Source organism: Hallella mizrahii, assembly GCF_009695775.1.
In the GTDB taxonomy this organism is placed as follows: Bacteria; Bacteroidota; Bacteroidia; order Bacteroidales; family Bacteroidaceae; genus Prevotella; species Prevotella mizrahii.
This window is the reverse complement of record NZ_VUNG01000054.1, coordinates 1-19,522: the sequence shown is the minus strand read 5'-3', so window position 1 is coordinate 19,522 and position 19,522 is coordinate 1. Positions and strand designations below refer to the sequence as shown.

Sequence of the window (19,522 nt, the reverse complement as noted above, 5' to 3'; positions counted from 1 at the left end):
CTTAAAATAGCATTTGAACTGAGCCTCGATGTTTTCGTATTGTTTTCGCAAAAAGAAAATCAGCAAGCTAGAGAACTCTCTAACTTGCTGATTTTCAGTGTGGACCAGCTAGGGCTTGAACCTAGGACCTCCAGATTATGAGTCTGTTAAAATACGTTTTTATGAAATTTTATAAGATTTCATGACTTGTTTTATTTGGTTGATATACAATTAATTACTAACTTTGTAACCAAAAGATGCAATCTTATAAAATTGTATTTATACGGCTTTTGTGTTCGCATCGTGTTCGCAAAATGTTCGCAAAATCAACTCTCATTCTAACAGACACCCATTATGAAGGCCTCCAAAACATCACTCAATTGTAACAAAATCGGTAATCTTTCGATGACCCTCGTGCTTGATAAGCGTACAAACAAGAATACAGAAAAGTATCCTATGGCGATCTGCTTCAATATAGACAGAACGCGATGGTACTATAAGCTCGTCGATATGCCATTTCAGACAGAGACGTTCTTCAACTCTGTATGTAGTGTCAGCAGCTCACGCAGCCGGCTGATGGATATCCATGACCAGTGGCAACAGTTGTTGGAAGGATACCGTGAGAAGGTTGTGAAGCTTAGCAAGTCACGACCGATCACGCTTGACAATATCAAGACGATGCTTTCTGGCGCCGGCTTCGAGGAAGAGAACGACTTCTCTTTCCTTGGCGTGTGGGAGGGACTTATCAACAAGTATAAAAGAGAGAATAGGGTAGGTACAGCGGATAACTACTCTTGGTCATTGAACTCCTTCCGAAAGATTATCGGTGAGGTTAATGGATTTAAGATAGACAAGAACACCATCAAGCTATGGGATGAAGGTATGAGAAACGGTATTATGCTGAACGGAAAGCTCGAGGGGAAAATCTCTGATGCTACCAGGGGCATGTATCTCCGGACCTGTCGTGTCGTATGGAACGAGTGCATCAAGCGAGGCTATCTCCCCGAAGAAAGCTACCCGTTTTCAAATAAGGACAACGATCTCGTTTCTATACCGCGAGGGAAGAAGCGGCAGCAGTCGTATTTGACCATTGAGGAGATGACGCAGTTGTATCATGTGTTTACAGAGAAACGTTATCCCGAGACTTGGACGAAGGAATATACGGAGCGTGCCCATGACTCTCTTGGGCTGTTCCTTACTCAGTACCTCTGTAATGGCTTCAATCTGGCCGATGCCGGGAGGCTGAAGTTCAATCGCACCTATTTTGCAGAAGGAGGACGTGCTTTTGAATTTCTGAGGAAGAAGACTTCTGAGACGAGCAATGGCATGTCCGTCGTTATCGTACCTATCATCAAGCCTCTGCAGGTGATTCTTGACGAGATTGGCGCTAAACCAGCAAAGGATGCTTATGTTTTTCCGCAAATCTTCCGTGGCATTGAGGATGAGACGATAAGACGTAAGCTGACGGTACAGGAGAACTCGAATATAAAGGACCGTGTCATCCGCATCTGCAAGGAAGTGCTTGGGTGGGAGAAGAAACCTTCGGGTACCTGGGCCCGCCACTCCTTTGCTACTAATCTCAAGCATCTTGGGGTTGAAGAGTTGTATATCTCTGAGAGTATGGGCCATTCGCTTGGCAACAACATCACAGCCGGATATCAGGACATGTACCCGCTTGAGACTCGCTTCGAGTATAACTCCAAGTTGTTGAATCTTGAGGAAGAAAAGCCGGATATAGACGTCGACAGCATGACTCCGGAGCAGATGAAGGAGATGCTGAAGAAAGTTTTGGGGCAAAAATAATCAATCCGAGATGATTTATTGAAATAAAATACGTAACTTTAGCCACTCAATATTGATAATAGCATTATGGCATTACCTATCAACATAGAAGACCTGCTCAAGAAGCGAAGGGTGGAGGACAACCGTATTGAGTTCAAACGTGGTTGGAATCCCGATGATATTTATCATAGCATTTCTGCCTTTGCCAACGATATAGACAATCTTGGTGGAGGGTATATCCTTGTCGGTGTAGACCAGGATGACAATGGACTTGCCAAACGGCCAGTCATGGGCGTCCCGATAGAGAAGCACGATAAGATACAAAAGGAGATGGTGGCATATAACAATATGATCAGCCCCTACTACATGCCGCGCACTTCGTTTGAGCAAGTAGACGGAGTTGACGTCTTTGTCATCTGGGTGCCTGCGGGACTCAATCGTCCTTATGCTGTTCCTGCCAATGTCACTTCGAAGACAAAGAAGATGACCTACTATGTCAGAAGTGGGTCAAGTAGTGTCGTTGCCAAAGGAGAAATCTACGATGAGTTGATGGCTATGGCTAATCATGTGCCATTTGATGAACGCCCGAATCCAAAGGTCAAGATAGAAGACATCTCGATGGTTCTTCTTCGAGACTATCTTGTGAAGATAGGCAGCAGACTCCAGAAATCTCTCTTCACGCAACCCCTTGAGTTAACCCTTGAGCAGATGGATCTCTATACTGGTCCATCGGAGAATAGAATGCTGAAGAATGTCGCAGCGATGATGTTCAGTGATCATCCAGAGAAGTTCTTCCCATATACCCAGTCAGAAATCGTCGTCTTCCCTAAGGGCAGGTTGAATGATCCTGATAATTTCAGTGAGAACATACTTCATGGCAGTGTACCTCAGCTTATCAATGGAACTTTGGATTATCTAAAGAACAATGTACTCCGTGAGTTCGTTGTCAAACTTCCCGACCGTGCAGAGAGTCTCAGATACTTCAACTATCCTGTCCAAGCTTTGGAAGAAGCAGTCACCAATGCTTTTTATCATCGGGATTACTCACTTTATGAGCCAGTTACGGTAGAGGTACAACCGGATGGAATCACAGTAAGCAGTGTCCCTGGACCCGACCGCTCTATATCTTCTGATGCAATTGAGAAGGGCGGGATAATGTATTCTCGTAGGTACAGGAACCGTCGATTGGGAGATTTTCTTAAGGAGTTGGATTTAACAGAGGGTCGTTTCACGGGCATACCAACAATCCAAGCCAAACTTGAAGAGAACGGATCTCCTCGAGCCAGATTTATCACGGATGATACACGCAGTTATCTTGACGTATTCATACCTGTTCACGAAACTGTAAAAAGCTCGGATATTGCCATCAAAACTTTTGATGAGGTCGAGAATGGGCCGAATAATGAGCCGAATCAAGGAAGCTTTGACCCAAATTCTGACCCAAATGGCCCAAATCCTGACCCAAATAAATTATCAAAGAGGCAGAATACTATATTGAAGACTATCCAACTTCATCCAGAGTTCTCAAGAAAAGCTATAGCAGAACTAACAGGAATGTCAGATTCGACTGTAAAACGTGAAATTAGATTTCTTAAAGAAAGTGGTTTTATCCGGCGAGATGGTCTGACCAAAGGTGGAAAATGGATAGTAATAAGAGAAATACCAATGAATGAATAAACTATGAACAGACTTCACAAGCCCCACGAGATCATGTGCTATGCCGCAATAGTTGCAGCAGTCCCGCTACTTGCCAAGTTTGTAGAGGTCGCATCAGGTTCTGAACTGCCCCCAACGATATGGCATATTACGTGGCTCATCTGCGGAATATCGCTGGTTGTTGTGTGTTCTTGCTTGGTGTATATCTTTGTGGCTATACCTTTAGAGGCAGTGCTGAAGCGAACGAAGAAATCGAAGGTTCCTTCGGAGCGACAACAGAAAGAGGTAGAGGATGACAAGGAACCTGAGGCTATGATAACCTCAGTAAATGAAGTAGATAGCCAATCAAAAGAACATGGACAGCAACTTGATGAGCGGCACCAGATTTTTCAACCCTATGTGGCCGTTGATGAAGACGACCGACCCACTGCTCCTGTTCTCGACATTCTTGACAGCTTATTCAAGGAGATAAAGGCTAAGAAAGACGTGGGTATCGCCCTATACTGTGTGCGGGATCTTAAATGGCTTGCAAGCTATCCGACATACAACGATATGGTTGCCGTCTTCGGTACAGACATCGTGGGATCGAAAAGCAACTATTCAACTTACATGGCTTTGGTCCGCCAGACGACTGATGACTATAGTAACGCTACGAGCGAATTCCTGACAGATGTCAGAGCGATGAAGCCGAAGTTGAGGCGTATTGAGGAAGGAATGAGGTAAAGTCCCATGGAAACTATTTGTCCCCATCAGTAAAAACTGGTGGGGATTTTTCATATCTATTGAACTCGACTGAACTTTCGTTGAACAACAGTTGAACAATCCTTGAATATCATGAATCTTTATTGAACTTACTGTTATACAGAAAGTTAATAGGTAGCTATGCTTTCGTGCAGTCATTTTTATTCCTAACTTTGCAATGCGATGTTTGAGCAGATCTTCCTTCTGCAACGACGTCGAAGTACCTACTAATCTTTTTTCTACCATGGAAATTACTACTAATCCATTCATCGTGATGACTAAGGCAGACTTTGAGGCAGCCATTGCCCAAATTGCAACCAGGCTGCAGCCTGTACAATCAATTAACCAGCCAGCACCGGCGCCCCCCCACAGTCAGACCGTCGCTGCGGACAAACAGTTCCTTTCCCGTAAGGAGACAGCTGAGTTGCTGAAGGTCGATTTCTCGACACTATGGCGCTGGAACAAGTCAGGCATCCTCAAGTCGGTGAAAGTCGGTCCGCGCCGCGTCCTTTATAAATATGATGACGTAATGAACATTCTAACCTTGGGAGGAGCATAACTATGGCGCAAGACGATTTCATTCAGTCAGCATTCAAAGAGTTGCATCTTCGCAGTGCCGAGGATGCCGGTGGCTTCCACGTGTCATCCATGAACGAGTGCCTGGACAAGGCGCGCTCGTTGCCACCGTTGGTGACTCTCTATCCCAATGTCGTCCTTGAAGGTGACCTCTGTGTCATCTTCGGGCAGTCGGGTATCGGCAAGACCATCTTTGCCATGCAGGTTGCGCGTGATATTGCCGCCAGTGGCAGACGGGTGCTGTATGCCGATTTCGAGATGACACCCCGGCAGCTTGCCCTACGTTATGGCACGGCCGACTTTCCTCTGACACTCTTCCGTGCCGAGATGGATACAGACAACCTGCCGGAGGACATCCTCAAAGGCATTGAGGAGGCTGCACTTGCCAACCAGACCGATGTCGTCTTTATCGACAACATCACAGCTCTCGGGCAGTCGCTTGACAAAGGCTCTGATGCCGGCAGTCTGATGGCAGCACTCAACGCCCTGAAGAAGCAGCACAACTGGACCCTGATCATCCTCAACCATGTGCCCAAGATGTTCTCTGGTGCCGTTCCCTTGTCTTTGTCAGCCATTCAGGGCTCGGCAAAGATCAACCAGCTCATTGATGACGCCATCGGTTTGGGTCAGTCGCACAAGGATCCGTCGATGGTCTATGTCAAGCAGTGTAAGTGGCGCAACGGCGAGATAGCCTTCGACTCCGGCAATGTGGCGCTCTATGAGCGTGGCAAGGATGCTTCGGGCAACCTCTGCTTCACCTTCAAGGACTATGGCTGCGAGTCGGACCATCTGTCAACGGAAAACACCGATGAACGGGACAGTCTGAAGTTGCGTGTCAGGGAACTGTCAGCCCAGGGCAAGTCACAGCAGGAGATAGCAGCCGAGTGCGGCATATCTCAAAGCAAGGTGTCACGGTTGCTGAGGCAATAGACCTTATGCAATTATTCATTTTATTCACTTTATTCAGTTATGCATAAGTGAATAAAATGAATAAAGTGAATAATCTGAATAAAATGAATAACCTGAATAATGAATCATAATACTGACATTACCTATGACAACTATTGACTATGAGCGAGTAAAAGCCACGAGGGCTCCAGTATGGCAGCGGCAGTTGATCCGAATTCCCGAAGACAGCATCTCCTGCCATCACTCATCGCTAACCGACTACCTTGACAGGACTGTCTGTTATAGTCCGGAAGGTATGAGGCAGATCGACAGCCTTATAGAGAAGTACCGTCTCGGGGCCGTCAACAAGACGATGAATGACCACTACGGTACCGTTCTGCCCCGTATCAACCGGAAAGATCAAATCTTGGGAGGCTCAGTTATCTACTTCGATGCAGAGAAAGGCGACATGTTGAAAAGTGAACCACTGACAGACAATCTCTATCAATGGTACTGCTTCGACTACTACACAGACGACAGTGTCTTCTTCGGAGAGCATACCCTCTCCGGTAAGCCAGTAGCAGTCGTACAGGAGGAGAAGACCGTCTTGCTCGGTGCCCTGGCGATGCCGGAAATCGACTGGCTGGCGATAGGACATGGCAACGACCTTTCGGAAGAGATGGCCCGAAAACTGTTTGGCCGACAGGCCATTCTCTTCGCAGACGACATGAACTGTGACTACTATGACGACCGTTTTGGCAAGTTCATCAAGATTGACAAAAGTTTCGTTGACAAGGATATCAATTCCTATCTTGCCGGTCAGGTCAGCAGACGCTTTACAGGAAGATGAAACTTAATCACTTTGTTGATTTATCACTTGAAGAGTCAGTGGGCAAGTTATGCCTTTTGTCATGACAACGGCAACTTGCCCACCCTCCAGGGCTGGGAATCAGTTTGCTCGAAACTCGCTCACTTTATCACTTGATATACTAATAACAATCTATACCATGAGTAAAAACATTACACAGAACAAAACGGAGTTCATCCAGTTTCGACTGGACAGAGACTCGAAGATTACAGCCAAGGCGCTTGCCGAAAAATACTTCGACGGGAAGATGAGTGCCATGTTCCGCTACATGCTGAACAATACTGATCTTACGAAAATGTATAATACGACAGAAGCTAATGGCTTTGACCGTAGTTGTAATGCAACCTTCGCAGGAGGATCTTCAACTCAAGAGGTCGTAGACTGGCTCCGGTCTGTCTATGAAGAGTATAAAACAGAGAACCGTGAACTGTCCGCCATCGGGAACAATATCAACCAGATCGCCCATCATGTCAATGCCAATGCCATGACTTACCCGAACCCGCTGACCCGTCAGGTGGCTGATGATTTGGGCCGGGCAGCCAGCGACCTTAGCTCTCTCCGCAGCCAGTCTGCAGACCGGTGGAAGAAGGTTAAGTCAGCTATTAATCACCAAACCGATTAATCACTTAATCGGTTAATCTCTTAATCAACAACCCTATTGTTAACCAATATCACTAATCATGATCATCAAGAAACTAAGACAGGTATCGGGAGGCGTGTTTCCCGGTGCCGCCTATAACGAGACGAAGGTGGAGCAGGGCGTGGCCGACTTTGCCGGAGCCGCCAATGTTGACGGTAACTTCCTCCTTGTGCTCAATATGCTCCATGAAGCCGGAGTCAACTGTGCCCATGAGGTGGAACAGTACTTGCAGGACCACTCCAACACCTTCGGCAACAGCAAGTCGACTCGCCTACAGTTCCACTATGCCCTGTCTGTCAAAGGTCGGGAGAAAAGCAAGGAGCAGCTTGTAGACATTGCCCATCAGCTCATGAAAGAGTTTGGTGCCGAACACAATCCTTATTTCATCTACTTCCACCGCGACACGGAGAACAATCACGTGCATATCCTCGGCACGAGGGTCAAGCCCAACGGCACGCTGCTCTCCGACCATCAAGACTTCCGGCGACTGAACGAGTGTCTTAATCGGATCGTGCAGAAAGATCAGTTCCAAGATATGAACGAACTGCTGTCGTACAGTTTCCAGACAGAGGGTCAGCTCATGAACATCATCCGTGAGTTCGGATTCACGACCGGTGAGAATAAGGAAGAGCCCGACAAAGTAATATTCTATCACGGTGGCGCGGAGGCCTTTAAGGCTAATCTCGCCGACCTGACAGCACGTAATGCCGTCAGCAAGGATGACCGGAAGAAGATGGAGCGTCGAGAAGATGCAGCCCGGCAGTTGAAAGCCGTCTTCTTCAAGTACCGTGAGCAAAGTTTGAAGCAATTTGAGGCAACAGAAAAGTCTCAGAAGAAATCAGAACGTGCGAAGAACAGGAAGGAACTGATGAAGTCGGATCGCCAACTGAAGAGTGACATCGCCCGGCTGACGGATGCTTCGGGCAAGCGACTCGGAAAGACGGAACAGCAACAGTTGTTGTGGTTTCTGCAGCAGTTGCGGAGCAAGTTCGGTGTCAGCATCATCTTTCAGAAAGACCGTAACGGGGTTGTCCGTGGCTACGGCATCGTCGACCATACCCGTAAGATGGCACTCAACGGCAGTGAGGTGATGAAGCTTGCAGACATAGTCGACTTCAGGGAACAGAGGCTGCCACAAGCACACGCACAGTCGCGAGCACGGGTACAATTACAGGCACGGCCACAAGTACAGTCGCAAGCCCAACCGGCAAGGCCGAAAGAAAAGCAGCCTTGTCAGCTGAAGGAGGAACATCATTACCAGCGGATGACCATACTTGACGTCTATCGCGACTTGTTCACCGTACAGGTGGGAACTGTCAATGGAAAGCACGTCGTAAGGATGACTATGGACGGCAAAACCTATGATCATGAGATCTCAGACAAGCAGACGGCATGGTACTACAATACCAAAAGTGAAGGGTGCCGTGAGGACATCGCCATCCATCTTGCTGCGTTCTACTTCCATAAAGAAATCTACGAGGCATACCGGAAGCGACTGATAGAGGAACGCATCAAGAATGGTGAGCCAGCTTGGCAGATACCCTACGACAAGGTAAGACTCTACAAGTTGATGAACGGCCGATGGCAGTTGGCTATTGACGTTGGGCATATGCCAGTCAAGTTCACACTCACGGAGGAAGAAGTCAGGATGTGCAACCGTGCTGACGATGTCCCGAAGGAGCGCGAAGCCCTGAAGTGCCGTCTGGTCAAGGAGTATGTCTTGCGTGAGGAAACCGAGACCATAGCCGATCACTACCAATATAATAAGGTGGGCATCCGTCCTGAGCAGGGCAAGGACGGCTTTGTTGGAACGATGAATTTCGTGCAGCAGCACAGCGCCCTTATGCATCGACTGCAGTCTGTGCTTTCCGTCAACGCTACCTCTATGGGTCATAACCGTGAGTATGAGGTCGGTGGACGTTCCCGCTGGGAAGATATCGACGATGAGCGCAGCCTCAAAAGATAAGATCACATTGTATAACATCTAACACATATTCATTATGAAGAATGACAAGAAAACGACATTCGGAGACATCCATGATTACCTTAGGAGAGTCAACGGAGAGCCTGAAGACCTGGATTTTAAGTCCTTCTTCGAGCAGAGCCGTGCACTGATGGCTCAAAAGAATGAGGCACAGGCCTCAGAGGGTCCAACTTCTGACACAACACCAAAGAAACCGAAACGAGCAGGTTAGTCTGCGACTCCGAGGACTACAGCAACAAAGCCAGAGGTAGCCAAGCCAACAGATTCTAAACCTGCTGAACAGTCAGAGCCTAAGGAGAATGTTCCGTTCTTTCTGGTCAACGAGACGGAGAAGGGGGCTGCTCAGAAGTCTTCCATAACTAAGGGGGCTTCGACCTCCTCACTCCGTCGCCAGTCACCCTCAATGACTTTGGATGATTTGTGGCAGGCTGCAGCCATCTCTAAGGAGAAGAAGCCGAAGGAGAAGCAGGTGTGGATTGATGCAGATCTCTGTCATCAGCTTGAGCTGCTCAAACTCAAGCATGGCAAGCCATCAAGTGTCAAGCATATCATCAACGGCATCGTGAAGATGTATGTTGATGAACATAAAAGCGATTTTTGAGGGTCTATAAATTGCGGAGCCTAAATCAAGTCCAATCAGCCATTATTCATTCATAATAACGGAGTTGATTGGGCTTGTCTTGTAAGTTTTAGACCGCAATTTTTCTAATAATATTTGTAACCTATTGATAATCAATAAATAGTAATTGAACGTGGTTGATAGCGATTTAGACCATGTAAATGGATATATTTGAAAATTTAGACGTAACTTTGCAAAAGCATTACTAAAGTAAATGAGTAAGAAATGAGAAAGACGACCATATCACTAATATTGCTCTCCATTATCCTGATGGTCTCATGCAATGGTAAACATGACGCACGGATTTCTACGGCTTTATCTTTAGCTGATTCTGATATGGCAGACAGCGCACTGAACATTCTTAATAAGATAGATCGAAACGAATTGCCTAACTCTGATGACGCGATGTATTGCCTTGTTTATACTATGGCGCAAGACAAATCTGGACTTGATGTAGACAATGATTCTCTTATTAGAGAAGCATACGACTGGTACGGCAAGAAACCTACTGACACACTGTATGCCAAATGCATGTACTATATGGGGAAATATTATGCGTTGAATGATAGCAGCGAGAAAGCGCTTACTTGCTTTCAAAGGGCAAATCAGACAGCAAAAGCACAGAATGATTATGATATTCAGTGCTTAGCCTTGCTGCAACAATCTGTGATCTTACGAAACTACGATGTCGACAAAGCCATTGCCGATGCCAAGGCTGCGGTTAATATATATAATGTGAAAGGGGCAAAACTATCTAATAAGGTATATTACCTTTTAAACTTAGCAGAATGTATGAGCTATGGGGGTAGAAATCCTAACACTTGTATCTACTTGGCACATGAGGCAGTAAAATATGCTTTGCAGTCCAAAGACTCAACGATAATATCCAATTCTTATCAAGATTTATCCGTGTTTTATGGAATAGAAGGTGATACGGAATTAGCATTGGAGGCCTCGAAGAAATCATACGTTTATAACGCAGGGGATAATTTTTCCAAGGGATACTCCTTAAGCCAATTCTATGTCATGGCAGACTCTATAGACTTAGCTAAGAAAGCTATTGCGGAAGCCACACCTTTAAGCATCAGTGATAGCATTTTGTTGTATTCATTAAAACGCACTATTGCAATAAAAGAACATAACTGGGTCGGAGTCGAAAAATTTGCTGATTCAACAGATTTCTATCTTGATAAGAGAAACTCAGAAAATTTGGAAGCTCGGAATAAATATTATAGCTTGATGCTTCAAAAGGAAATCGCCAGAACCAAATTATCAAGCGAAAGCCAATGGAAATCAAATATGATCTTGCTTATAGTAGTCCCATCTTTTATTATCATTTTGCTTCTAAGTCTAGTTTTTATACAGAAAAAGAAGATTTTGCGCGAAAGAATGGAAGATGAAAAGAAAATCTACCAAATGGGATTAAACCACAAGGAAAGACAGTTGGCAACTATGAGAAATTTTCTATTAAGTAGAATTAATATAGTCAATAGCATTAAAAAAATTAAACCTTCCGATTTTTCAAAACTGAAACTTACGGATAATGATTGGGAAGAGATAGAAGTAACTCTGAACAGTACGGATGACGAGTTTGTTATAAGATTGAAGAACGAGTTTAAGGATCTAACACAGAAGGATCTTCGTTTTCTCATGTTGGTGAGATTAAAGATTCCATACGAAGGTATAGCTTCTATTTACAACATAAAGGAGGAATCTGTAAAGCAGAGACTCTTCCTTTTCAAGAAAAAATTAGGGTTAGAAAAAAGCAAAGTGTCTACAAGAGAGTTCATTGAGGAGTACTAAGTTTGGGCTAGAAATCATTTTTAGACTTTATTTTAGGGGGGGGGCGATATCATAACTTGTTTATAATTAATTATTTGCGATAAGTACTAATAAAATACGAATTAGACCGATTAGATTTGGAGTACATGGATTTTCGTCATAACTTTGCAACCGAAAACAATAATAAATGTTTAGCTTATGATGAAAACAAAAATTATCTTAGTTCTGGTATTTCTATTAAGTATAATGCCAATTTACTCAAAGCCCATCAGCTTTAGGATGAAGGGCGCTTTTCAGCGCGGATGCCCAAGAATGCCTTCAATAACAAAGGTAGAGGCCGACTACGAAGGTGAAGATATAGCTGTGAACATACAGAAGTATTCCGGTACAGTTTGGATATGTATCTATGATGTCGATGGGAATCTTGTGTCCTCAATAGCTGATACTATTACAAAGAATGGTTTTATTACTCAGAATGTTGCTAATCTTCCTACAGGAGAATATACGCTTTGTATTGCACTAAACAATGTAACATACGAAGGAACGTTCTACATAGAATAATAAAGGCCTATATTATATCCAGACCAGACTGGTAAAAAGGACGATAGCTGATGCGTTAGTAAGCACAAACTTAAAGAACAATGTAATGAATAATCAATTCATGATGTCTCTAAATCCATTGACCAACCAAGAACTCGACAAGATAATGGGTGGGAAAGTGACTAAGACAACAAAAACCACAGTAATCTCTCCTGATGGCACAATAACTACTAAGGAGGAAACTGTTGTTATCGAGGACTAATTCCTCTACCACGAGTGGGGCATACTCCACTCGTGGATTTCACAATTTACACGAAGATCTTTATCAAATGGTTGAAATTAGCAAAGTTATACTGGTCGTATCATTCATTTTTACATTCACTTGTAGTTTTGGACAGCAACTAATAAACGGTAGGATAATTGATGAGAATTCTAAGCCTATGCCATATGCGAATGTTATTCTTATCAATCAGGTTGATTCCACTTTCATTCTAGGAACAGTTACTAATACTGATGGAACTTTTAGTATGCAAACGATGCAACCAAACGGATTATTGAAGATTTCATATCTTGGGTATGAAACCAATTATGTTAATTTTAACAATAGTAACATAGGTGAAATAAAGATGGAACCGGACGCTATGGTTATTAAAGATGTCGTTGTTAAAGGTAGACAAAATCCTCTGTCAATAGAAAATGGTACTTTCACGTTGAATGTGAGTAAGACTTTTCTCAAAAATCAACCTGACATATTTTCCGTTCTTGGATTTCTGCCTTTTGTTGAGTCTTCTCAGGATAAAATTTCAGTATTTGCTGCTGGCTCCACACTGTATATTATTAACGGTAGAGAAGTAAAATCCATGATGGAAATTGAAAATTTACGCCCTGATATGATAAAATCTATCACACTTGACATGCATCCATCAGCACAATATGCCTCCAAATATGGTTCGGTGATTTCTGTTACCACCATAACAAAAATAGAAGACTTCGTAAATTCGCAAGTCTCTCACAAATCCGTCGTAGCACGTAGATACAGCGATACGGAGGGGATAAATTTAAATGCCAAATATGGTAGAATAGCTCATTATCTTTCCTATCAGTTCAAGGACTCTCGCAAAAAAGAATGGGCAGAAAACGAATATCATCTTTTTAACGAAAAAAGTCTTTCAACTATCAGTTATAACAACTCAGAGAATTTCTCTAACTCTTATAATCCTCAGCATGAACTATTGTATAGTGCAGGCTTAATGCTTAACGGTCAAAGCAACCTAAATTTTCAATACATGTTGGAGGTAGGTCGCGCGAATGACCATGATAACAGCATTGAAAAAACCTTAATCGGAACAACAGAGACAAACCTTAAAACGGATCAGAAGAATCGTGATAATAATCAATTACATAATGTAGATCTACTTTGCAAATATAACAGTAAAGTCTTCGGTTCGCTATTTGTTGATGCCAGCTATACTTTTTCAAAGGATGAACAAAGTTACCTTATCAATACTAATGGTAACAACCTTGACAATATTGATGGAAATAACCGCTATTGTATCTATTCTTTACAAGCTGACTATCAGAATCAGATTTTAGGAGGAATCCGTATGCAAGTGGGTACTAAATACAGCTACACTCACAACAAAGGCTTGTCCGATTCCTATAATCCTCTAGGCTCTGATATGTACTTTTATCATAGAACACAACTTAATGATGAACTCGTTGCCAATTATATTACATTGAGTCATCAAATAAAAAAACTATATCTCTCTGTAGGTCTTAGAGGAGAATACTATCATTCTAACTACATGCAAGATGATAATGTAATCTATAAAGACAGTAGATTTAACTTCTACCCGTCTATACAAGTGAACTATACAGTCAATCCTGAACTTATTTTTGTAACTGGCTATAACAGTAAAAGTCAACGTCCGACTTTTACTGAGCTATCTCCTGTTGTTTACTACATAAATGCCATGCTTTATGAGCAAGGCAATCCGGGACTGAGAATGACTTCGACTCATAATTCTTATATTTCATGTGTCATTAAGAATCGATTGCTGATTCAATTGAGCTATAGATACGATAAAAATTTTGTAATGTACGCACTCCACAATAACCAGGAAGTGGCAGGTAACATTATCAATTCTCCAGTAAACATTAATGCGAGTTATTTCAACTTGAAAGTCTCATATTCTAACAAGATTGGTTTTTATCGTTTCTCATACAATGCAAACTTTCAATGTGATGTCACAAAAGTTCCTGTACTTGATAGCTGGCGTAAACGCTTCAAACCTCTTTGTCAATTAAGTACCGTCAATCAGTTTAATGTGGGTCATCAAACTATGATCTTCAGTGATTTTGGTATAGCTTCTTCATATTGGTCATTGGGTAATACCATACAACCGAGTTACAAATTACGTATTGGTTTATATAAGACTTTTTTTGCTGACAAGCGGTTGGCCCTTACAATATCTGCTAATGACATTCTGAATCGTTCTAATCCAAATTCTGTCACGGAATATGGTTATGTCTGGTATGAGCAACATCCTCATTTAGACACTCGAAATATTTCCATTACTTTAAAGTACAATATTAATAAATTTAAAAATATTTATAAGAAAAACACCGTTAATGATGAGGAAATAAATAGAATCAAATGATATGAGAAGCTTTCCATTATTTCTTCAGAAAGATTCCATGCAGTGCGGCGTAGCTTGCCTTCAAATGGTGGGTAAATTCTATGGACAAGAACCATCGTTAGATGTGCTTTCAAAAGAATGCTTTGCCACTAAGGAGGGTGTGTCCCTTCTCGGAATCAATGAGACGGCAAACAAAATAGGCTTACACACTATCTGTGCTAAAGTAGATGAGGATGCCTTGCTCAAAGCTCCTCTTCCATGTATCCTCCATTGGAACCAGAACCATTTTGTGGTTCTCTATAAAGTCAAGAAAGGAAAGAAATTCTATATCGCAGATCCGGGAAAAGGACTGATAAAATATGGTCTCGATGAGTTCAAGAGCCATTGGATAAGCACGCGGAGCCATGGTGAGGACAAGGGCATCGCGATGTTCCTTGAACCAACACCGGCATTCTACTCGCACAAGGAGGAGGGGGAAGACGAAAGACAGGATAACCCTCGGTCTTTCCGGTTTCTCTTTGGCTATGTCAGGAAATACAAGCGATATTTCGGACAGATCGTGTTGGGAATGGTCGTGGGCAGCCTTCTGCAGCTCGTCCTGCCGTTCCTCACTCAATCTATCGTAGATGTCGGTATCAAGAATCAGGATATCGGCTTCATCTGGCTGATTCTGCTTGGCCAGCTGATGCTGACGTTCAGCCGTACGGCTATTGACTTCATCCGCCGTTGGCTGTTGCTGCATATCTCCATACGGGTCAACATCTCGTTAGTGAGTGACTTCTTCATCAAACTCCTGAAGCTTCCGATGTCGTTCTTCGACACGAAACTCATGGGTGATCTCATGCAGCGTATGAACGATCACAGCCGGGTGAACAATTTCCTCACCAACCAGTCGCTGAGCATTACCTTCGCCATGCTCACATTCCTCGTCTTCTCCGTTGTGTTGTTCTTCTACAACAAGCTCGTGTTTGCCATTTTCCTTTTCGGCAGTTTCCTGTATGGTGCCTGGATATCCCTGTTTCTCCGCAGGCGCAAGGTGCTTGACTATGAGTTGTTCGAGCAGCAGGCCATCAATAATAACAAGACCTATGAGTTCATCACTTCCATGCAGGAGATCAAGCTGCAGGACTGTGAGCAGCGCCGCCGCTGGGAGTGGGAGGACACGCAGGCCGACCTATTCGGTGTACAGATGAAGTCGCTCAAACTCCAGCAGACGCAGGAGGCCGGCAGCATCCTCATCAACGAAGTGAAAAACATTGTCATCACGGTTGTCTCTGCAGCGGCCGTTATTCACGGAGAGATGACGCTCGGTATGATGCTCGCCGTGCAGTATATCATCGGACAGCTGAACTCGCCTGTGGAGCAGCTAATGAACTTCTTCTATTCCCTGCAGGACGTGAAGATCAGTCTTGAGCGTATCAATGAGATCCACCGGGTGGACGATGAGAACGGGAAGGAAGGACTGAAGGCATCACTTGCCGACAAGGACCAAGGTATCGACATAGAGCGTATCATGTTCAAATATGATCCCCATGCCTTGAATAAGACCTTGGACGATGTAACCATCCATATCCCCAAGGGCAAGGTGACAGCTATCGTCGGAGCATCAGGCTCCGGTAAGACAACGCTCGTCAAGCTTATGTTAGGCTATTATCCGGTCTTGGAAGGCACGATTAATATCGGTGGTATCGATATCAACACGCTCAACAAGAAATGGTGGCGGCGCCAGTGTGGTGTCGTCATGCAGGACGGCGTGATCTTCTCCGAGAGCATCGCTCGCAACATAGCAGTTGATGATGGTGACATAGACAAAGAACGGTTGTTGAGAGCCTCCGAGATAGCCTGTATCAAAGATTATATCTTGTCGCTTCCGCTGAAGTACAATACGAAGATCGGACGTGATGGTGTCGGCTTGAGCCAGGGACAGAAGCAGCGTATCCTTATTGCCCGTGCTGTGTACAAGAATCCCGACTATATCTTCCTTGACGAGGCAACGAACTCCCTTGACGCTAACAATGAGCGTGCCATCGTAGAGGATCTCGACAGGTTCTATAAAGGCAAGACTGTCGTCATTGTCGCCCATCGCCTGAGTACCGTCCGCAATGCTGACCAGATAGTGGTTATCGACCACGGCAAGGTAGTTGAGACTGGTAACCACGAGACGTTGACAGCCAAGCGCGGAGCCTACTATAACCTGGTCAAGAACCAGCTGGAACTTGGCAATTAGCATATTGCGAGCAACCGTCCTTAACGCTTTAGCAGGACAATAACATTTTAATAACTTATCAAGATGAAAGTAAGTATCAGTAATGACATTCTTGATCAGAATGTTGAGAAAATCAATGAGTTCCTCTCGAAAAAGGGAATGAGTTTGATTATGGGTGGTGACAAGGAACTTACAATTCTAGAGCCCAAGTGGGGTAACACCAATTATGCCGAGTCCACGCGGCCTATTGGACGTTAACCGAATGTAATTGGACACTGGGCAGTTTACTGCCCAGTGTCTTTAAAAGAAGAAAGATGGAATTTAACGAATTAATTCTGAAAGTCACCAGTTGCTGCAATCTTAATTGCAGGTACTGCTACGTATTCAATCAGGGCGACAACTCCTATATGAGCGAGCCGCCTGTTATGAGTCCACGTCTGATTCACAGTATCTTATTTAGAATAAACGAACATTGTCGCAAGCATAATATAGATGAGTTCCTGATTATCTTTCACGGAGGAGAACCTCTGATGGCTTCCAAGAGCTTTTATACTCATTTCATAAAAGAGGCTGACAAGATTGTTAAGGATACCAAGCTTCTCTATGGACTGCAGACGAATGCGACCTTACTCTCACAAGAGTGGATAGACCTGTTTCAAAAGTTGGATATTTCCATAGGAGTATCCATTGACGGGCCGCGTGACGCATCAATAAACAGAGTTTATAGAAATTCAGGGAGACCTGCTTATGACAGCATAATTGCCGGCATTAATTTATTGAAGGCTAACAATCTTCCTGTAAATATCCTTAGCGTAATTAACACATCGTCAGACCCTCATGAGGTTTATGCGCATCTTCAAGATATAGGTGTTGAATTCGCAGACTTCTTATTCCCTGATGTAACCTATGATCATGGAGGCTCACCAAAGACTGGAGAATGGCTGTGCCAATTATTCGACCTGTGGTATGACGATGAAAGCGACCGTAAACCAATTATCCGCTATTTAGATTCGGTCGTCGGACTGTTTCTGGGTGTCGAACGTGGCTATGAAGTGCTGGGACGTAAGACCAACCGTACCATAAGCATCAAGCCGAATGGAAATCTGGAACTTGTAGACAATCTGAAAGTATGTGGCAATGGCTTTACTCATACGGGAATGAATATTGTTGAAAATTCATTTGACGATATTGCCAATAATGCCGTCATGAGAAAATACTATTATTCCCATTCATCAAAGGTGCTATGCAAAGAATGTCTTGATTGTGACATTTGTGATATATGCGGTGGAGGAAACCTTGCCCACCGCTACTCAAAGCATAACGGCTTCAATAATCCTTCGGTTTATTGCAAGGACATTAGGATGCTTTGCACTCATATCCAGCATAGGTTGTCTGTCGACTTGCCAACAGTTTTCAACTCAAAAAATATAAAAGTATTATCATGAGAAGTATTATTCCTATTTTTGTTCTCGCCATTTATTCGATAGCAATACATGGTCAGAACGTCAGCACGTCTGACTCAACAACTCTTAAAGAAGTCGTGGTATCCGCCAAGCACCATGTACGGCAGGATATCAGCGGCGACATATATACACCCAGTATGAGAATTAAGGAGAATGCTTCTGATGGTTTGCAGCTGCTTTCCATGCTGAACTATCCTGGACTTGGTGTTGATTTGGTTCAGAAAAGTATTTCTTACTAAAGTTTCCCACTTGCCATTTTACAGGCTTCCGCGAATAATCGCACATTGCAATATGTTGACTGACAAACGATTAATATTTTGAAAATAAAAGTTAACACTCTGTATTAGTGCATAGTCACGGCCTCGGAAGGTGACAAAATGTTCAAAATAGCCTCGAGTTCACTGATGACTTGTGTACCTTGCATAAGATCCTCCATGGTGTCGGCTACGTTGATACAAAGATTTATGGCCAACACGTTAAGTAGATTCTTGATAATCTCTAGTGTACGACGCCATTGTGTAAGTTCGAACATTTCTCGCCTTGTCGCACGGAATAACTCGCCAAGCGCCTCATATTCGTTGAACCTCTGTCCCAATGTCAGTATCATGTGTGTCATAAGGCAGAGCGTGCAGTCGGCAATCTGTTCGTCGAAATCCGTTCCCTGGTATGAGCCAAGTCCAAGATATTGCCGGCACTCCTTTATCAGCACTTCAATGTTCCAGCGTATTTGGTATATCTCAAAGGCTTCCATAAATTTCATGTGTGTGTCCGTTGTGACGATAGCGTCCCAATTCTTATTCCGTCCGACTCTGATGAAGAATATCTTCACGCAGGTGTCGCCCATCATTACCCGTTGTTCGAAGTACATGCACTTGTACTTGCGGCACACAACGGCCTCACGCCCATGCAAGGCGATGAGCTCATGGACATTGTAACGTCGTGAACCGACTGCATACCTGTCCTTTCCCATGGCAAGACGGCCTACGACATGTACGGCTCCGCCGCCTATCTTCCTGACAGCGCAAACCAAAGGCGCTTTCACAAACCACGTATCCATCAGTGCGTAAGCGGCACGAAGGCCACCCTTATAGGCCCTTTCTATCATTCTTACTACGTTGTCACTCTTCTTGGTATCCAGCTCCTTGAAACGTTCATAGTC

The 19,522-nt window shown here is 43.9% G+C and carries 17 protein-coding genes; 16 read left to right on the top strand and 1 reads right to left on the bottom strand.

The features are described from left to right. Window positions 1-333: 333 nt before the first annotated feature. The 16 genes from FYJ73_RS14315 (at window position 334) to FYJ73_RS14235 (ending at window position 18,602) form a co-directional block, all read left to right on the top strand. Window positions 334-1,782 (top strand): tyrosine-type recombinase/integrase, encoded by a 1,449-nt coding sequence (locus tag FYJ73_RS14315; RefSeq protein WP_235899393.1) that lies wholly within the window; start codon window positions 334-336, stop codon window positions 1,780-1,782. A gap of 66 nt (window positions 1,783-1,848) precedes the next feature. Beyond that, window positions 1,849-3,438, top strand: coding sequence for an RNA-binding domain-containing protein (locus FYJ73_RS14310; protein WP_154535421.1), 1,590 nt, complete (start codon window positions 1,849-1,851; stop codon window positions 3,436-3,438). A gap of 3 nt (window positions 3,439-3,441) precedes the next feature. After that, window positions 3,442-4,140, top strand: coding sequence for a hypothetical protein (locus FYJ73_RS14305; protein ID WP_154535420.1), 699 nt, complete (start codon window positions 3,442-3,444; stop codon window positions 4,138-4,140). A 262-nt stretch (window positions 4,141-4,402) separates the two neighbouring features. Then, window positions 4,403-4,717, top strand: a complete 315-nt coding sequence (locus FYJ73_RS14300; RefSeq protein WP_154535419.1) for a helix-turn-helix transcriptional regulator — start codon at window positions 4,403-4,405, stop codon at window positions 4,715-4,717. Between the two features lie 2 nt (window positions 4,718-4,719). Beyond that, a complete protein-coding gene (locus FYJ73_RS14295) occupies window positions 4,720-5,664 on the top strand; it encodes an AAA family ATPase (RefSeq protein WP_235899392.1) in 945 nt (314 codons plus the stop codon). 124 nt (window positions 5,665-5,788) lie between these two features. Further along, a complete protein-coding gene (locus FYJ73_RS14290) occupies window positions 5,789-6,472 on the top strand; it encodes a DUF6371 domain-containing protein (protein ID WP_154535418.1) in 684 nt (227 codons plus the stop codon). 157 nt (window positions 6,473-6,629) lie between these two features. Then, entirely contained in the window at window positions 6,630-7,112 is a 483-nt protein-coding gene (gene mobC / locus FYJ73_RS14285; protein WP_206081798.1) for a plasmid mobilization relaxosome protein MobC, read from the top strand. A 58-nt stretch (window positions 7,113-7,170) separates the two neighbouring features. Further along, window positions 7,171-9,096: a relaxase/mobilization nuclease domain-containing protein gene (locus FYJ73_RS14280; protein WP_154535416.1), complete on the top strand. Its 1,926-nt coding sequence runs from the start codon at window positions 7,171-7,173 to the stop codon at window positions 9,094-9,096. 34 nt (window positions 9,097-9,130) lie between these two features. Next, on the top strand, window positions 9,131-9,325 hold the full coding sequence (locus tag FYJ73_RS14275; protein WP_154535415.1) for a hypothetical protein: 195 nt from the start codon (window positions 9,131-9,133) through the stop codon (window positions 9,323-9,325). Window positions 9,326-9,523: 198 nt separating this feature from the next. Further along, window positions 9,524-9,715, top strand: a complete 192-nt coding sequence (locus FYJ73_RS14270; RefSeq protein ID WP_154535414.1) for a hypothetical protein — start codon at window positions 9,524-9,526, stop codon at window positions 9,713-9,715. A 243-nt stretch (window positions 9,716-9,958) separates the two neighbouring features. Next, window positions 9,959-11,536 (top strand): helix-turn-helix transcriptional regulator, encoded by a 1,578-nt coding sequence (locus FYJ73_RS14265; RefSeq protein ID WP_154535413.1) that lies wholly within the window; start codon window positions 9,959-9,961, stop codon window positions 11,534-11,536. Between the two features lie 177 nt (window positions 11,537-11,713). Then, the gene (locus tag FYJ73_RS14260; RefSeq protein WP_154535412.1) at window positions 11,714-12,076 is read left to right on the top strand and encodes a DUF3244 domain-containing protein; all 363 of its coding nucleotides are present in this window, start codon (window positions 11,714-11,716) and stop codon (window positions 12,074-12,076) included. A gap of 308 nt (window positions 12,077-12,384) precedes the next feature. Continuing rightward, window positions 12,385-14,715: an outer membrane beta-barrel protein gene (locus tag FYJ73_RS14250; protein WP_154535410.1), complete on the top strand. Its 2,331-nt coding sequence runs from the start codon at window positions 12,385-12,387 to the stop codon at window positions 14,713-14,715. 1 nt (window position 14,716) lies between these two features. Further along, entirely contained in the window at window positions 14,717-16,921 is a 2,205-nt protein-coding gene (locus FYJ73_RS14245; RefSeq protein ID WP_154535409.1) for a peptidase domain-containing ABC transporter, read from the top strand. Window positions 16,922-17,214: 293 nt separating this feature from the next. Beyond that, a complete protein-coding gene (locus FYJ73_RS14240; RefSeq protein ID WP_154535408.1) occupies window positions 17,215-18,345 on the top strand; it encodes a radical SAM protein in 1,131 nt (376 codons plus the stop codon). Next, window positions 18,342-18,602: a hypothetical protein gene (locus FYJ73_RS14235; protein ID WP_154535407.1), complete on the top strand. Its 261-nt coding sequence runs from the start codon at window positions 18,342-18,344 to the stop codon at window positions 18,600-18,602. The genes FYJ73_RS14240 and FYJ73_RS14235 overlap by 4 nt, the downstream gene beginning before the upstream one ends. Before the next feature lie 104 nt (window positions 18,603-18,706). On the opposite strand, the gene FYJ73_RS15780 is transcribed toward FYJ73_RS14235, so the two are convergent. Continuing rightward, window positions 18,707-19,522: transposase family protein (locus FYJ73_RS15780; protein WP_473733512.1), on the bottom strand; the 816-nt coding region annotated here is incomplete at its 5' end.

What these genes read in the sequence shown, in the direction of transcription:
- FYJ73_RS14305 (WP_154535420.1), top strand. Translation starts at nt 3,442, where the DNA reads ATGAACAGACTTCACAAGCCCCACGAGATCATGTGCTATGCCGCAATA.
- FYJ73_RS14300 (WP_154535419.1), top strand. Translation starts at nt 4,403, where the DNA reads ATGGAAATTACTACTAATCCATTCATCGTGATGACTAAGGCAGACTTT.
- FYJ73_RS14250 (WP_154535410.1), top strand. Translation starts at nt 12,385, where the DNA reads ATGGTTGAAATTAGCAAAGTTATACTGGTCGTATCATTCATTTTTACA.
- FYJ73_RS14275 (WP_154535415.1), top strand. Translation starts at nt 9,131, where the DNA reads ATGAAGAATGACAAGAAAACGACATTCGGAGACATCCATGATTACCTT.
- mobC (WP_206081798.1), top strand. Translation starts at nt 6,630, where the DNA reads ATGAGTAAAAACATTACACAGAACAAAACGGAGTTCATCCAGTTTCGA.
- FYJ73_RS14280 (WP_154535416.1), top strand. Translation starts at nt 7,171, where the DNA reads ATGATCATCAAGAAACTAAGACAGGTATCGGGAGGCGTGTTTCCCGGT.
- FYJ73_RS14235 (WP_154535407.1), top strand. Translation starts at nt 18,342, where the DNA reads ATGAGAAGTATTATTCCTATTTTTGTTCTCGCCATTTATTCGATAGCA.
- FYJ73_RS14295 (WP_235899392.1), top strand. Translation starts at nt 4,720, where the DNA reads ATGGCGCAAGACGATTTCATTCAGTCAGCATTCAAAGAGTTGCATCTT.
- FYJ73_RS14245 (WP_154535409.1), top strand. Translation starts at nt 14,717, where the DNA reads ATGAGAAGCTTTCCATTATTTCTTCAGAAAGATTCCATGCAGTGCGGC.
- FYJ73_RS14310 (WP_154535421.1), top strand. Translation starts at nt 1,849, where the DNA reads ATGGCATTACCTATCAACATAGAAGACCTGCTCAAGAAGCGAAGGGTG.
- FYJ73_RS14265 (WP_154535413.1), top strand. Translation starts at nt 9,959, where the DNA reads ATGAGAAAGACGACCATATCACTAATATTGCTCTCCATTATCCTGATG.
- FYJ73_RS14315 (WP_235899393.1), top strand. Translation starts at nt 334, where the DNA reads ATGAAGGCCTCCAAAACATCACTCAATTGTAACAAAATCGGTAATCTT.
- FYJ73_RS14240 (WP_154535408.1), top strand. Translation starts at nt 17,215, where the DNA reads ATGGAATTTAACGAATTAATTCTGAAAGTCACCAGTTGCTGCAATCTT.
- FYJ73_RS14290 (WP_154535418.1), top strand. Translation starts at nt 5,789, where the DNA reads ATGACAACTATTGACTATGAGCGAGTAAAAGCCACGAGGGCTCCAGTA.
- FYJ73_RS14260 (WP_154535412.1), top strand. Translation starts at nt 11,714, where the DNA reads ATGATGAAAACAAAAATTATCTTAGTTCTGGTATTTCTATTAAGTATA.